The organism is Streptomyces radicis (assembly GCF_003626575.1).
GTDB classification, from domain to species: domain Bacteria; phylum Actinomycetota; class Actinomycetes; order Streptomycetales; family Streptomycetaceae; genus Streptomyces; species Streptomyces radicis.
The window spans coordinates 185,031-199,312 of sequence record NZ_RBDY01000004.1; the positions used below are offsets into that span (position 1 = coordinate 185,031).

A 14,282-nucleotide genomic window follows, 5' to 3' on the forward strand; every position below is an offset into this window, starting at 1 on the left:
CCACGGCCGGGGCGGGCGGGGCGTTCCGCCCGGCTCAGCCCGCGACCTCGGTCCTGTCGCCGCCCCACAGCGTGTGGAAGACGCCGTCGCGGTCGGTGCGGTGGTACGTGTGGGCGCCGAAGTAGTCGCGCTGGCCCTGGGTGAGGGCCGCGGGCAGGCGCGGGGCGCGCAACGAGTCGTAGTAGGCGAGCGCCGCGGCGAAGCCGGGGGTGGGCACGCCCTCGGTGACCGCGGTGGCGACCACGGCGCGCCAGTCGTCCTGGGCCACGGCGATCTCGTCGGCGAAGCCCTTGTCGGCCAGCAGGCTCGGCAGCTGGGGCAGGGCGTCGTACGCGGCGGTGATGCGGTCGAGGAACGCGGCGCGGATGATGCAGCCGCCACGCCAGACGGCGGCCACCTCGCCGAGGTCGATGTCCCAGCCGTACTCCGCGCTCGCGGCGGCGATCTGGTGGAAGCCCTGGGTGTAGGAGACGATCTTCGAGGCGTACAGGGCCTGTTCGACCCGGTCGGCGAAGGCCGCCGCCTCGTCGCCGCCGAGGGCGCGCGGGGTCGGTCCGCCCAGGTGGCGTGAGGCCTCGCGCAGCGCGGAGTGGCCCGACACGGCGCGGGCGAAGACCGCCTCGGCGATCCCGGAGACCGGCACGCCCAGGTCGAGCGCCGACTGCACCGTCCAGCGTCCGGTGCCCTTCTGCTCGGCCTGGTCGAGGACCACGTCCACGAACGGCCGCCCCGTCGCCGCGTCGACGTGCGACAGGACATCGGCGGTGATCTCGATCAGGTAGGAGTCGAGGCGCCCTCGGTTCCAGGCGCGGAAGATGTCCGCGATCTCCCCTGGGCCGTAGCCGCCGACGTCCCGCAGGAGTTGATAGGCCTCGCCGATCAACTGCATGTCGGCGTACTCGATCCCGTTGTGCACCATCTTCACGAAGTGGCCCGCGCCGTCGGGGCCGACATGGACGACGCACGGCCTGCCGTCCTTCGCCACGGCGGAGATCCTCTCCAGCATCGGGCCGAGCGTCCCGTAGGACTCCGCGCTGCCGCCCGGCATGATGCTCGGGCCGTTCAAGGCGCCCTCCTCACCGCCGGAGATCCCGGCGCCGACGAAGTGGATGCCGCGCTCGCGCAGCTCGTGCTCACGGCGGCGCGTGTCCGCGAAGTGCGCGTTCCCCCCGTCGATGATCATGTCGCCCGCGTCGAGCAACGGCGCGAACTCCGCTATCACCGCGTCCGTCGGCGCCCCGGCCTTGACCATCACCACCAGGCGCCGCGGGCGTTCGAGCGCGGCGACGAACTCCTCGGCGGACTCGGTGGGCACGAAGTCGCCCTCCCCGCCGAACTCCCGCACCAGGTCACGCGTCCGCGCGGCGGTGCGGTTGTGAACGGCGACGGTGTAGCCGTTGCGGGCGAAATTACGGGCGAGGTTGCGGCCCATGACCGCCAGGCCCGTCACCCCGATCTGGGCAGTGCTGCTCACGGTGGACCCTGCTTTCGTTCGCCATATGTCCGGACTTCCGGAGTGAACGGTGCAACCGGGCGCCGTTCCGCCGGTATTCCCACCCGGCGGCCCGGTGAGGTCGCCCGGCCGTGGCGGTTCACGGGTGGCGCGTGCAGAAGGTGACGAGCCGGTCGACAGCGGCGTCGACGTACTCGGGCACGTCGTAATCGGCTCGCACTGACCGCCGACGGCGAGGCGACGCGGGACCGCGCGCTCGCGGCGCTCGCGGCGGAGTTCGACCGCAGGCTGGCGAGGATCACCCCGAAGGACCGCGCCGAGCTGCGGCGCATCCTCGTGGAGATGCTCACGTCCCCCGAGTGAGGCCACGCGGCCGAGCGGCCTGGCTTTCCCCGCTGTGGTCACGGCACCGGTGGCGCTCGCGCGTTCACGACAACAGGTGGTCGAGGCACAGGTTCAGCCGCCTCCGGGTGCGTCACCTACGCCGTGACCGAGGACTTCGTCCGCACCCGCGAGGAACTCACGGCGCGCACGGCCGAGTTGTTCGCGCTCGTCGAGAGCGGCGAGAGCCCACGCGGACCTCGTGCCCCGCACGACGACAGGAAAACCGCTGCCGATCCCCTGACCCGCGCTCGCCCGGCGAACTCGCGCGTTCCCGCGCCGCGTAGGCCAATCCACGGAAACGCCGGACACCGGGTGCCCGCGCCACAGAGGCCGCCTCCCGGCGGGAGGCGGCCTGGTTCACGTGCTGGAGCGCGCGACCACGCGCGTGGGCAGGATCAGCGGGCTGGGCTCATCGCCGCCGATGAGCCGGACGAGCATGCGCGCCGTCTCGTGGCCCAGGTCCTGGATGGGCTGGTGGACCGTGGTCAGCGACGGCTCGGTGATCCGCGCGATGTCCAGGTCGTCGAAGCCCACGACCGCGACGTCGCCGGGGACGGCACGGCCCGCGCCGCGCAGGGCGCGCAGGGCACCGGCCGCCATGTTGTCGTTGGCGGCGAACACCCCGTCCACGCCCGGATGCCGCACGAGCAGCTCGGCCATGGCGGCGGCCCCGCTGGGCTCGGTGAAGTCCCCGCTCTCCGGGGCGAAGGGCTCGAGCCCCGCCAGGATCATGGCCTCCCGGTAGCCGCGGTGGCGCTCCCGGCTCACCTGGGTGTCCAGCGGTCCGCAGATCATGCCCACCCGCCGCCGCCCGCGGTCGAGCAGGTGCTCCGTCGCCTTGCGCGCGCCGCCGACGTTGTCGGCGTCGACGTACCACGACGGCTCGAAGCCCGCCGGGCGACCGCCGAAGACCACGGGCAGCTCCGTCTCCCTGGCGATGTCGAGCACGGGGTCGTTCTCCCGGATCGCCATGAACATGGCTCCATCGACGCCCCGCGCGCGCAGCAGCTCCTCCAGGCGTCGTCGGCTGCGCTCGGCGGCCGCGAGACACAGCATCAGATGCAGATCGGCCTCCTCGAGGGCGGCCGACGCGCCGACGATCACCTGGGCGTAGAACGGGTCCGCGAAGATCGCCGGAGTCTCCCCCGCGATGACGAGGGCGGCCACGCCTCGCTGGCGGGTCGCCAGGGCACGCGCCGTCGTGTTCGGCACATAGCCAAGCTCCCTGATGGCCCGTCGGACCGCCTCGCGCTTGTCACGGCTGACGTGGGGGGCGTTGTTGAGGACCCGGGAGGCCGCCGAACGGGAGACCCCGGCACGCTCGGCGACCTCGTCGAGCGTGGGCTGCCGACGCGGCACATCTGTCATGGACTGCGCGCCCTTTCTCGCCGCGCTCCCGGGAAAATCCTGGGAGCGCTTCCAGTCTATGGCCGTTCAACGCCCCATCATCCCCGCGCACAAGGGCAGTTGCGCGCCCTCCCTTGACAGCCCTCATCAGCTCACACACCATATCGGCAGGCTCATCGGGTCGCCCTCTGAAATCTGGAAGCGCTCCCAGCCCTTCGGCCCTCGGCGCACCGTCACCACGCCCGGGTGCCACAGCCTGGCGCCATCGCACCCCCACGTCGCGGGCTCAGGACGAAAGCCGCGCGGCGCCTCCCTCCCCACGAATGAGGTTCACCCATGCGCAGACTCCTCCGCGGAGCGGTGGCAGGACTCCTCGCTCTGCCCCTGTTCCTGGCCTCCTCGCCCCCCGCGCACGCGGCACCCGACCCGCTCGCCATGACCAGCGGCTTCTACGTCGACCCGAACTCGGGGCCCGCGGTCTGGGCGGCCGCCAATCCGGGCGACGGCCGCGCCCCGGCGATCCGCGACTCGATCGCCAGCGTTCCCATGGCCCGCTGGTTCGGCTCCTGGAGCGGCGACATCGGCGCCGCCACGGGCTCGTTCGTCGGCGCCGCCCAGGCCGCCGACAAGCTGCCGATCCTGGTCGCCTACAACATGTACGGCCGCGACGCCTGCGGTGGGCACTCGGGGGGCGGAGCCCCGTCCCCGTCCGCGTACGCGACCTGGATCGCCGCCTTCGCCAGCGGCATCGGCAGCCGCCCGGCCGTCGTCATCGTCGAACCCGACGCCCTCGGCGACTACAGCTGCATGAACCAGGACCAGATCAACGAGCGCCAGAACATGCTCATCAACGCCCTCTCCGAGTTCCGCTCCAAGGCGCCGAACGCCTGGGTCTACCTCGACGCGGGAAACCCCGGCTGGGCCGACGCCTCGACCATGGCCGACCGCCTCCACGCCTCCGGCGTCAGCCTCGCCAGGGGCTTCTCCCTCAACGTCTCGAACTACATCCCCACGTCCGACAACGCGGCCTACGCCGGTGCCGTCAACCAGGCGCTCGGCCAACGTCACGGCTACAGCAAGCCGTTCGTCATCGACACCAGCCGCAACGGCAACGGCTCGAACGGCGAGTGGTGCAACCCCGGCGGCCGCAGGATCGGAACGCCCTCCCAGGAAGGCGGCAGCGGCGCCGAGATGCTCCTGTGGCTCAAGACCCCGGGCGAGTCCGACGGCGACTGCGGTGTCGGATCGGGCTCCACGGCGGGACAGTTCCTGCCGGAGGTCGCCTACAAGATGATCTACGGCTACTGACCCCGCACGCCACCCACCTCGGTCCGGTCACCGTCGGGTGACCGGACCGAGTGTGACGAACGGCTACCAGCAGGCGCAGGAGCCGGGATCGCCGCCGAAACCGGACTCGTCGTCGAAGCCGAACCCGCCGCCGGTGTCATCCGGAGTGGTCGAGTTGGAGTCACCTCCGCCGCTTTCGTCAGTACCGCCGTTCTCCTCCCAGGGGAGGGAAGAACCGGGGTCCTGCGCGATCGGCTCCGGCTCAGGCTACGGCTCAGGGGCGACCGGCTGCGGCTGCGGCTGCGGAGCAACCGGCTGAGTCGCGTCACGTGGACCTGCGCGGGCGTGCGTTCATACCGCCTCGAAAGGCGCGTTCACACTGGGAGCAGCGGCTCACCGAGCACAAGAAATAGGAGGTGGCGATTCGGTAGATGAATCGAGGTGAAGGATGCGGAGGAATCGTCAGGTGATTCTTTCGCTGTGACTCAGGTGGCCTCTGTTTTTCGCTGCTGATATTTCCTGCCCAAGAGCACCGACAGCGCCCGGCGGATCATTTCCCGCCGAACTCACCGGCCGCCCGGCAAGGGTCTATGCTGCGGTGTCGTGCAGGAGACGCGCCTCGACACCGCTCGGATCCGGGCGGCCCGCCGAGTCATCGACCCGATGTTTCTCGACACTCCGCTGTACCGCTGCGAGGCGCTCGAGCCCCACATCGGTTGCGCGGTGAGCGTCAAGCTCGAAACGGCGAACCCCGTCCGCAGCTTCAAGGCCCGCGGCACCGAGGTGGTCGCGAGCGGGCTCGCCGACCGTGGCCCGAGCGCCGTGGTGTGCGCGAGCGCGGGCAACCTCGGCCAGGCCCTCGCCTGGTCGGGGCGCGGCCGAGGGATCGATGTCACCGTCGTGGCGTCCCGCTCCGCGCCCGCGGCCAAGCTCGATCGCATCCGCGCGCTCGGCGCCCGTCTCGAGCTGGTGGACGGCGACTTCGACATGGCGCGCGAGCGGGCGGCGGCTGTCGCGCGGTACGACGGCATCCGGCTGGTCGAGGACAGCCTGGACATCGAGACCTGCGAGGGCGCGGCGACCATCGGGCTCGAACTGGTGGGCGCCGCACCGTCGTTCGACACCGTCCCGTTCGACACCGTCCTGATCGCGCTCGGCGGCGGGGCGCTGGCCACCGGCGTGGGTCATGTGGTGAAGGCCCTGGCGCCCGAGGTCGAGGTGGTCTGCGTCCAGCCGCTCGGCGCACCGGCCATGACGCGCTCGTGGCGGCAACGGCGCGTGGTGACGACCGGGTCGACCCGCACCATCGCGGACGGCGTCGCGGGGCGGCGGCCCATCCCCGCCGTCCTCGACGACCTCCTCGTGGTCGCCGACGACGCCGTCCTGGTCCGGGAGGCGTCGATCGTCGCGGGGATGCGGCTGCTGCTCGACCATGCCGGGCTCGTCGTCGAGCCGTCGGCCGCGCTCGGCCTCGCGGCGATCCTCGAGGACCGTGACCGCTTCGCCGGGCGGCACGTCGTCACCATCGTGTGCGGCGGCAACGTCGACATGGACGCCTACCGCCGCTGGGTCAACGCGGCCCCCCGGTGAGCGGTGCCCCGACGCGCTCCGCGGTGGGCAGGCACAGACTCACCGTGGTGCCGTGCCCGACCTCGGAGTCCACGGCCACCCGGCCGCCGTGTGCGCGGACGATGGCCTGGACGATCGCCAGGCCGAGACCCGAGCCGCCGTAGGCGCGGCTCCGGCTGGCCTCGGCGCGCCAGAAGCGGTCGAAGAGCCGGGGAATGTCGGCGGCGGGTATGCCCGAGCCGTTGTCGGTGACGTCGACCCGCGCCTCGCCGCCGTCCCGGTGGAGGGCCAGGCGGACCCGGGTGCCGGACGGGTTGTGCTGGACGGCGTTGCCCACCAGGTTGCGGAGGACCTGCTGGAGCCTGGCCTCGTCGCCGAACGCGGCCACCATGGCGCCGAACGCCGCGCCCACGGACAGCAGGAAGCCCGCGGTGGCCTTCAGCGGAATCGTCCAGGAGCGAAAGGCGATCAGCAGCAGGAGCAGGGAGAGGCCGACCACGACGACGGTGAAGGGCAGCAGGGCGCCGCTGGTCCTGTCCACGGCGTCGATGCTGACGGCGGTCAGACCGGTGACCGCGACGTCGCCGCCGGGTTTCCGCGCCGATGGGGCCGAGCACGACCGCGACCACGACCTTGCGCGGATGCCGGAGCACGGCGTCCACCCACCGCACGGCGAGGCCGCGCGCCTCCGTGTCGAGCGCGCGACGCGCGGCGCGGGACGACGGCCCGGGCCGAAGCCGCTCACCCGCCATCGCCATGACCGCGGGGAGCGCCGTCAGGGCGAACAGCACGGCCAACGCGACCGCCCCCGCCGCCGCCAGGCCCATGGACGTGAGCATCGGGACCCCGGCGAGGGTCAGGCCGACCAGGGCGATGATGACCGTCAGACCGGCGAACAGCACGGCGCTGCCCGCGGTCGCGGTGGCCACCGCGATCGACTCGGCCATCGCCATGCCGCGGGTGAGCTGGGCCCGGTGCCGGGAGACGATGAGCAGGGCGTAGTCGATGCCGACGGCGAGGCCGAGCATGATCGCCAGGGTCAGCGCGTTCTGCGAGACGTCGAAGTGGGCGGTGGCGAGCAGCGTTCCGCCGACCGCGCCGCCCACGCCGAGGACCGCGGTGAGGATCGGGATCCCGGCCGCCACGACGGAGCCGAAGGTGATGAGCATGACGAGGAGCGCGACGCCGATGCCGATGGCCTCGGGGGTGCCGAACGGGGCGAGCTCCTCCTCGAAGGCGTCGCCGCCGAAGATGACACGTCCGCCGCGCTCGCCGAACCGCTCGTCGAACGCCGCGCCGGTCGCGCGCACCGCCTCCTGCTGCGCGGGGGCGACCTCGGCGTCCGTCGCGAGGTCGAAGGTGACGGAGGCGACCGCCACCCGGCCGTCCTCCGAGACCCGCTCCAGCGGATCGCCCACCTCCGCGATCACGTCCACGGTGCGCATCCGTTCCATGACGGCGCCCATCTGCCGGGCGACCGCCTCGTCGTCCATCCGCGCGCCGTTCGGGGCGACGAACAGGACGTCGCCTTCGATGCCGCCCGCCTCGGGGAAGTGCCGATCCATCGTCTCGAGAGCGGATTGCGCGGGGGAGCCGGGAATCGCGTGGCCGGGCGAGAAGGATCCCGAGAACGCGAACGCCAGGGTGAGCATCGTCGTCAGCAGCGCCAACGACGTGCCGAGGAAGAGGAGTCGGCGACGGGCCGCCGCGGCCCCCAGCCGATACAGGAACGTGGCCACAGGAGCGCCTTTCATGACGGGTGGTGATGACCCGCTCAGCCTCACGCCCCCACTTGACGGCCACCCCCCGCGCACCTTGACGGCTTCTTGAGGGTTCCGACGGACCCCGGCGCGGGTGCCGCGGCCCTATCCATCTCCTCGCGTGGGCGGGTGGTTCGACGAACGTGAGGCTCCGGCGGGCGCGGCGGGCCGCCCGTTCGGGCCGAGGGTGAAGCAGAGCGCCGCGCTGATGACGAGGATCGCCACCACGGTGAAGGCGCAGGCGGCGATGGCCGTGGCGTGACCGTGGGCCTCCGTGGTGCCGTAGTAGAGCGTGCCGAGGCCCGCGACGCCGACCGCGGCGCCGAACTGCTGGCTGGTGGTCCAGACGCCTGAGGCCGAACCCGCGTGCTCGGCGGGCACGGTGGACAGGAAGAGCGTGGTGAGCGGCGGCATGACGAACGTCGTGCCCACGCCGAGCGCGAAGAGCCCTGGCACCAGCGACCAGCCGCCGATGCTGTCGCCCTCCGCGCTCCGTTCGGCGAGCAGGACGCCGAGCGCGCCCACGGCGCCCACCAGGCAGCCCGTCAGCACCAGCAGGCGGCCGAACCTGGCGGTGAGCCGCCCCACGAACCCGGCTGTGACCAGGCCGCCCGCGGGCAGCGCGATGCTGACCACACCGGCGCCCATCGCGGAGTACGCCTCGCCCTCCTGCAACCACAGCACGATCACCAGCAGGAACCCGCTGAGCGCCGCGAACGCCAGCAGCTGCACGGCCAGCGCCCCGGCGACCGTCCGCCTGCGGAACAGCTCGGCGGGCAGCAGCGCGCCCGCCCGCGTCCCGGGGTTGCGGTGCTCGACGAAGGCCAGGCCCACCACCAGCGCGAAGCCCGCGACCAGGCAGCCCCAGATCCAGCCGGGCCACCCATGGGCGCGGCCCTCCAGCACCGGGAACACCAGGGCGACCAGGCCGAGCGTGAGCACCCCGGCCGCCAGGAGGCGGGGCCTGGCGCCGCCCTCCACCCGGCTCTCCGGCACCAGCCAGGCCGCCAGGGCGGCAAGCACCACGGCGACCGGCACCGTGATCAGGAAGATCATGCGCCACTCCGTGCCCGCGATGTCCGCGTCGAGCAGCACGCCGCCGAGCAGCAGACCGCCCGCCTGCGCGGTCCCGGCGACGAGCCCGAAGACGCCGAAGACCGTGCCGCGCTCCCGGCCCTGGAACATGGTGTAGAGCAGGCTCATCACCTGCGGGGCGAGCGCGGCGGCGGCCAGCCCCTGCGCGGCACGCGCGGCGATCAGCAGGCCGGGGGTGTCCGCGAGGCCGCTCCCCACGCCGGTCACGGCGAAGGCGACGACCCCGAGCTGGAAGACGCGCTTGCGCCCCCACAGATCCCCCAGCCGGGCAAAGGTGATCAGGGCGGCGGCGAAGGCCAGCAGATAGGCCGCCGCGATCCACTCCACCTGGGTGGGCGTAGCACCCAGATCACGCTGGATCGACGGCAGGGCGACGCTCACGATCGAGACGTTCAGCAGGTCGAGCATGAAGGCGAGGGTCAGGACGATCATGGCCGCCCAACGGCGCGGATACGGCGTCCCCGCCTCGGGTGGGTCGACGGTCGTGGGGTCGGTCTCGGTGGTCACATGCACTCCCGGCTTGGCCGTTGCGGCGTCGTGGTGGGATCACGGCCCGACGCGGACCGATCGGTCCCACCAGAGCGGACCGATCGGTCCGGCATTGCATGGTGATGATGTGGGGCACCCGGGAGCCGTGTCAAATGGGCCAGTTGACGCCGCGTCGGCGCGGCGGGCGAGGGATCGACCGCCCCCGGGCTCAGCTCACGCCGCTCCGGCTCGCCTTCGCGGCCGTCTCACCGCGGACGACGTCCTGCGCGAGCTGGACCGCGATCGCCGCGCTCTCCTCCGCGCCCACCCCTGACGCGTTGATGTAGAGGCCGTTGATGATCAGCAGGATGCGGTCGGCCAGGCGCTCAGGGGCGGGGGCCGAGGTCTGCCGCGCGAGCTCGCAGAGCTGCTCGCGGACCGCGCCGAAGTGCTCCAACGCGACCTGATGGGCCGGGTGGTCGCGATCGGGGAACTCCGCGTAGGTGTTCCGCAGCGGGCAACCCCGGGTCCCCGGCACCCTCTCCCCCACGACGCGGACCAGCTCGACCAGCTGCCGCTGCGGCGTCGCCACGGTCGCGCGGGCCGCCTCCAGCGTGATGTCCCAACCGCGGGCGGCGCGCCGGAGATAGGCCACCACCAGCTCGTCCTTGCTGCTGAACTCCCGGTAGAGGAGGTTCTTCCCGCAGCCCGCCTCGTCGATGATCCGCTGCATACCGACGGCGTGCACGCCATACCGGTCGAACAAGTCGGCCGCGGCGTCCAGAATCCGCTCCCGCGCGGAGGAAACCGGTATCCGAGCCATGTCGCCACGCTAGCAGACCGATCGGTCCACCTCTCAGGCCCCGGGACGCGGCCATGGGCTCGCTCGCCCTGGCCTGGCCTGGCTCACCGAGTGGGAACGCAACGGCGACTCGCCGTCTTCCAGTGCCTCGCGCTCGTCGGCGAACACATCTGATCCCGCACCCGCGGGTAGGACTCCCCGTCGTCATCACGCCTTCCGGGCGAGCGGACTCCCGCCCGCCCGGATCGCCGACACATCGGCGGCGGCCGCGGACGCGTTCGCCACCCTGGACCCCGCGGGAACGACCTCAGGAACGGACGCCATGACCCACCCCCTCACGACCGACGACGGCCCCATCGACCGGCACCGCTTCGACTACTCGCCCTGGCTCTTCCGGGCCGAGGCGAGCCAGGAGGAGAAGGACCGCCAGCTCGAGTGGCAACGCGTGCTGACCGAACGCCTCCCGGGGCGCACGTTCGCCGACCACTGCTTCGTCTCCGAACTCGCCTCCGTGCAGAACGAGAAGCTCACCCTGGGACGCGGGAGCTATGTCGCCGCGGGCGCGTATCTGTCCGGGACCCTGGTCACGGGCCGCGACTGCACCATGAACCCCTACACCGTCGTGCGCGGCGACATACGGCTCGGCGACGCGGTGCGCATCGGGGCGCACACCTCGCTGCTGGGGTTCAACCACTCGTTCGCCGACCCCGACACCGAGGTGCACCGGCAGCCCATCACCTCACGCGGCATCCGGGTCGGGAACGACGTGTGGATCGGCTCCCACGTCGTCGTGCTCGACGGCGTGCACGTCGGCGACCGGGCCGTCGTCGCCGCGGGCGCCGTGGTCACCAAGGACGTCCCCGCGGGCGCGGTCGTCGGCGGCAACCCCGCGCGGGTGCTGCGCTGGCGCGTGCCCGAACTGGCGCCCACGGGCGCGGAGTCGGCCACGGCCGAGGGCGACCTGGCGGGCGCGGTCGCGGCGTTCGCCGACACCGCCCGCGCCCAGGCCGAGGAGATCCTGGCCCGCTGCTTCACGCCCGAGGCGCGCGGCGGCCTCTTCTCCGACACCCCGGGCGCCGCCCCCACGGTGCGCGCCCAGTGCGACGCGGTCGAGATCGCCGACCTGCTCCTCGGCACCGCACCGCCCCAGCTCCCGGCCGAGCGGCAGGCCGAACGGCTCCGCTCCTGGCAGGACCCCGCCACCGGGATGGTCGGCCCCCTCCTGCCCGACGGCCGCCAACGCCCGCCCGGGCCAGGGCTCTTCGACGAGGACGCCGCCTACCACGTGCTGAGCGTCGGCTACGCCCTCGACCTGCTCGGCACCGGATTCCCCGCCCCGATCCACGTGGTGGCCCGGGCCGAGGCGCGGGACGTCATCGCCGGTCTCGAACGCCAGCCCTGGACCGACGACGCCTGGCACGCGGGCCACTGGGTCGACATCCTCGGCACCGCGTTCCTGTTCAACCGCCGCCATGGCGACCCCGGCCGCCCCGGAGCGATCGACGCCCTCTTCGGCTGGCTCCTCGCCCACGCCGACCCCCGCACCGGCATGTGGGGCTCCCCCGGGCCCACCGACGGCCTGCTCCGGATCGTCAACGGCTTCTACCGCGCATCGCGCGGCACCTTCGCCCAGTTCGGGCTGCCGCTGCCCTACCCCGAGCGCGTGATCGACACCGTTCTCGCCCATGCCGACGACCCCCGCTCGACCCGCCCCGAGCGCCAGAACGCGTGCAACATCCTCGACATCGCCCACCCGTTGTGGCTCACCCGGCACACCGGCCACCGCGCCGATGAGGTCACCACCCTCGCCCGCCGCCTGCTCACCGACGCCCTCGGCCACTGGACGCCGGGCCAGGGGTTCGGCTTCCAGGCCCCGCACCCCACCACCGCCGGTGCCCCGGCGACCACACCGGGCCTCCAGGGCACCGAGATGTGGCTGGCGATCGTCTGGCTCCTCGCCGATCTCACCGGCGTCGCCGACGCCCTCGGCCACCGACCGCGCGGCGTCCACCGCCCCGAACCCGCCGCCCCCGCGCCCCGCGATGGATGAGCCGCCGACGATTCCCGGGGCGCCGCCGAAGACCCGGACGCCGTTCGCCGCGCCGTTCGCCCTCGACGCGCTCGCCCGCACCGGGCATCCCGAGGCCGCCGTCGAACGACTCGGGCCGCTGTGGGGCGGGATGCTCGACGCCGGGGCGACCACGTTCCGGGAGGAGTTCCACGAGCCGGGCGCCGGGCGGTACGAGATGTACGGCAGGCCGTTCGGCAAGAGCCTGTGCCACGCCTGGGCGGCCGGGCCCGCGCGGCTCCTGCCGGAGATCGTGTGCGGCATCCGCCCGACCGGACCGGGGTGGAGCACCTTCGCCCTCGAGCCCCACCTCGGCCCGCTCGACCGGACGGGAGCCGTCGTCCCCGCCCCCGGCGGCGACATCGGAGTGGTCGTCACCCGCGACCGACTCCGCGTGGACATCCCGGCCGGACACACCCTGGTGCACGGCGGCCGCGCGTACCGGGGACCACGGTCCCTCACCATCGAACTCCCCTGAGCGGGGGGGCGCTCAGGCGCCGCTCCCCACCGTCGTCGTGGCCCCGACACGGCGGAACCACGGGAGTCGGGACAGGGGGGCGTGACGTTTTGGCAAAGCGCACCCCTGACACCCCAGGTCAAGAGGTGTTCTCCCCGCGCGTGCGGAGAGCACTTCTCGCCCGTAGCGTCCGGGGTTCCAGGACCCGACCCACCTCCGCCTGCGCGGAGAGCACGCGTCGCAGAGGTAGTACTCGACCTCCGCCGCCGACCCACCTCCGCCTGCGCGGAGAGCACTTTTTGACCTGTGGCGTTAGAGGGGCTTTGCCGTTTCTTGACCCTCCTGTCGAAAGCCGATCAGGGTCAGGCCGTCAAAGTCGAGTGGGTGTCGTCGACGGGTGCCGGCCGTGTGGAGGGTGAAGCCTTGTTCGTTGGCGTCGGGGTGGGCCAGGACGGCCGTTCCGTCACCGATGCTGGCGGCAACCGATGTCCACAGTTCGTCGCGGACGCGGGCCGAGACCGTGCCGACGTACAGCTGCGGCGTCACCTCCAACAGCCAGCGGCTGAGGGCTCCGCGAAGGTGGTCGGGCACGGCCGTTGCCGAGATCACGATCATGGATGCCATGGAGCGCGCCTTCCTTCCGCGCGGGCCACCGCACCGGGGTCGGGGCTCACGACTCCTTCCCATGGTTGATCCCGCCAGGAATGGCACCGGTGATCGGGTCCCACAGGTCGACGAGTTGCTCGTCGGGGTCCTCGGTCTCGTACTCGCCCGCCGGATCAAGCAGTTGCTGAATGTCGGTGACGATGCGCGGCAGCAGCTTGAACAGGCGCAGCCCGTCGCGGAATGACCGGCGGGCCTCGGACTCCGGGTCCGTGGAGGAGTGGAGCGAGAACGCCAGGGGGATCGTGAGCTGCGCCTTGTACAGGTCGGCGATGTCGTACACGAACGCTTGCTGGTTGCCGCTGTGGACGTACCCGAGCGCGGGTGAGCACCCCAGGGCAACGATCGCGGCGTGGACGATGCCGTAGAGGCAGGTGTTGGCCGCCGAGAGCGCGAGGTTGACCGGGTCCTGGTCTTCCCAGGACGCCGGGTCGTAGTTGCGCCGGAAGCGGCCGATCTTGTACTGCCGCGCGAGGAGTTGGTAATGGGCCCTGACGCGCGCGCCTTCGAAACCGCGCAGTTGGGCGAGCGTGGCGTCAGAGGCCACGGTCCCGTTCCCGAAGCGCTTCTCGTACATCGCGCGCGCGACGCGGAGCCGTTGTTCGTCTTCGGCCCAGGCACGGACCTGACGTTCCAGCCAGCTGGTGGTGAGAGAGTCGGGCAACGTGGCGGCGTAACACCGAACACCTCCCGACCCCACGACCAGCACCGTGGTCCCGTGACGAGCCAGCGTCGCGAGAGCCCGGGCCGTGATGGACGTGCCGGGGCCCAGCAGGACGCAGCTGAGGGCCGCCGTCGGCAGATGGACCGTCTCGGTTCCGTGCCGTGCGCTGGTGACCTCGGCGCAGACGCCGGTGTCATCCTGCTGCACACGCACGACATCGAGGTAGAGGAACGACAGGGAGTCGGCGATCCGCGGCAGCATCGCG

11 protein-coding genes and 1 pseudogene are annotated in these 14,282 nt (G+C 72.5%); 4 read left to right on the forward strand and 8 right to left on the reverse strand.

The genetic code is table 11. The features are described 5' to 3' along the window. Positions 1-34: 34 nt before the first annotated feature. Together gndA and D7318_RS08455 are read right to left on the reverse strand one after the other, a co-directional pair. On the reverse strand, positions 35-1,474 hold the full coding sequence (gndA, locus tag D7318_RS08445) for an NADP-dependent phosphogluconate dehydrogenase (RefSeq protein ID WP_120696255.1): 1,440 nt from the start codon (positions 1,472-1,474) through the stop codon (positions 35-37). A gap of 720 nt (positions 1,475-2,194) precedes the next feature. Further along, positions 2,195-3,205, reverse strand: coding sequence for a LacI family DNA-binding transcriptional regulator (locus D7318_RS08455; RefSeq protein WP_120696256.1), 1,011 nt, complete (start codon positions 3,203-3,205; stop codon positions 2,195-2,197). 315 nt (positions 3,206-3,520) lie between these two features. On the opposite strand from D7318_RS08455, the gene D7318_RS08460 reads away from it, so the two are divergent. Both D7318_RS08460 and D7318_RS08465 read left to right on the forward strand, forming a co-directional pair. Then, complete coding sequence (locus D7318_RS08460; RefSeq protein ID WP_120696257.1) at positions 3,521-4,492, forward strand: glycoside hydrolase family 6 protein; 972 nt, start codon at positions 3,521-3,523, stop codon at positions 4,490-4,492. A gap of 582 nt (positions 4,493-5,074) precedes the next feature. Further along, a complete protein-coding gene (locus tag D7318_RS08465) occupies positions 5,075-6,061 on the forward strand; it encodes a threonine ammonia-lyase (protein ID WP_120696258.1) in 987 nt (328 codons plus the stop codon). Here the strand turns inward: D7318_RS08465 and D7318_RS32735 are convergent. From D7318_RS32735 to D7318_RS08485, 4 genes and pseudogenes are all read right to left on the reverse strand, one after another. Beyond that, a complete protein-coding gene (locus D7318_RS32735; RefSeq protein ID WP_230423526.1) occupies positions 6,042-6,581 on the reverse strand; it encodes a sensor histidine kinase in 540 nt (179 codons plus the stop codon). The genes D7318_RS08465 and D7318_RS32735 overlap by 20 nt on opposite strands. Before the next feature lie 154 nt (positions 6,582-6,735). After that, positions 6,736-7,794, reverse strand: a pseudogene (locus tag D7318_RS34910) (MMPL family transporter); the annotation flags it as partial. Between the two features lie 111 nt (positions 7,795-7,905). Further along, entirely contained in the window at positions 7,906-9,402 is a 1,497-nt protein-coding gene (locus D7318_RS08480; RefSeq protein ID WP_120696260.1) for an MFS transporter, read from the reverse strand. 190 nt (positions 9,403-9,592) lie between these two features. Beyond that, a complete protein-coding gene (locus D7318_RS08485; RefSeq protein ID WP_120696261.1) occupies positions 9,593-10,186 on the reverse strand; it encodes a TetR/AcrR family transcriptional regulator in 594 nt (197 codons plus the stop codon). Between the two features lie 301 nt (positions 10,187-10,487). On the opposite strand from D7318_RS08485, the gene D7318_RS08490 reads away from it, so the two are divergent. Together D7318_RS08490 and D7318_RS08495 are read left to right on the forward strand one after the other, a co-directional pair. Then, positions 10,488-12,215: an acyltransferase gene (locus D7318_RS08490; protein WP_120696262.1), complete on the forward strand. Its 1,728-nt coding sequence runs from the start codon at positions 10,488-10,490 to the stop codon at positions 12,213-12,215. After that, positions 12,208-12,711, forward strand: coding sequence for a family 78 glycoside hydrolase catalytic domain (locus D7318_RS08495; RefSeq protein WP_120696263.1), 504 nt, complete (start codon positions 12,208-12,210; stop codon positions 12,709-12,711). Before D7318_RS08490 ends, D7318_RS08495 begins: the two co-directional genes overlap by 8 nt. 291 nt (positions 12,712-13,002) lie before the next feature. Here D7318_RS08495 and cas2e read toward each other — a convergent pair whose 3' ends face one another. Further along, the gene (gene cas2e / locus D7318_RS08500) at positions 13,003-13,314 is read right to left on the reverse strand and encodes a type I-E CRISPR-associated endoribonuclease Cas2e (RefSeq protein ID WP_120696264.1); all 312 of its coding nucleotides are present in this window, start codon (positions 13,312-13,314) and stop codon (positions 13,003-13,005) included. 46 nt (positions 13,315-13,360) lie between these two features. After that, the gene (cas1e, locus tag D7318_RS08505) at positions 13,361-14,278 is read right to left on the reverse strand and encodes a type I-E CRISPR-associated endonuclease Cas1e (RefSeq protein ID WP_120696265.1); all 918 of its coding nucleotides are present in this window, start codon (positions 14,276-14,278) and stop codon (positions 13,361-13,363) included. Positions 14,279-14,282 lie beyond the last annotated feature (4 nt).

Excerpts from the sequence above, each read along its gene's own strand:
- D7318_RS08455 (WP_120696256.1), bottom strand. The coding sequence starts at position 3,205 with ATGACAGATGTGCCGCGTCGGCAGCCCACGCTCGACGAGGTCGCCGAG.
- D7318_RS08460 (WP_120696257.1), top strand. The coding sequence starts at position 3,521 with ATGCGCAGACTCCTCCGCGGAGCGGTGGCAGGACTCCTCGCTCTGCCC.
- D7318_RS08485 (WP_120696261.1), bottom strand. The coding sequence starts at position 10,186 with ATGGCTCGGATACCGGTTTCCTCCGCGCGGGAGCGGATTCTGGACGCC.
- D7318_RS08490 (WP_120696262.1), top strand. The coding sequence starts at position 10,488 with ATGACCCACCCCCTCACGACCGACGACGGCCCCATCGACCGGCACCGC.
- D7318_RS08495 (WP_120696263.1), top strand. The coding sequence starts at position 12,208 with ATGGATGAGCCGCCGACGATTCCCGGGGCGCCGCCGAAGACCCGGACG.
- cas2e (WP_120696264.1), bottom strand. The coding sequence starts at position 13,314 with ATGGCATCCATGATCGTGATCTCGGCAACGGCCGTGCCCGACCACCTT.
- cas1e (WP_120696265.1), bottom strand. The coding sequence starts at position 14,278 with ATGCTGCCGCGGATCGCCGACTCCCTGTCGTTCCTCTACCTCGATGTC.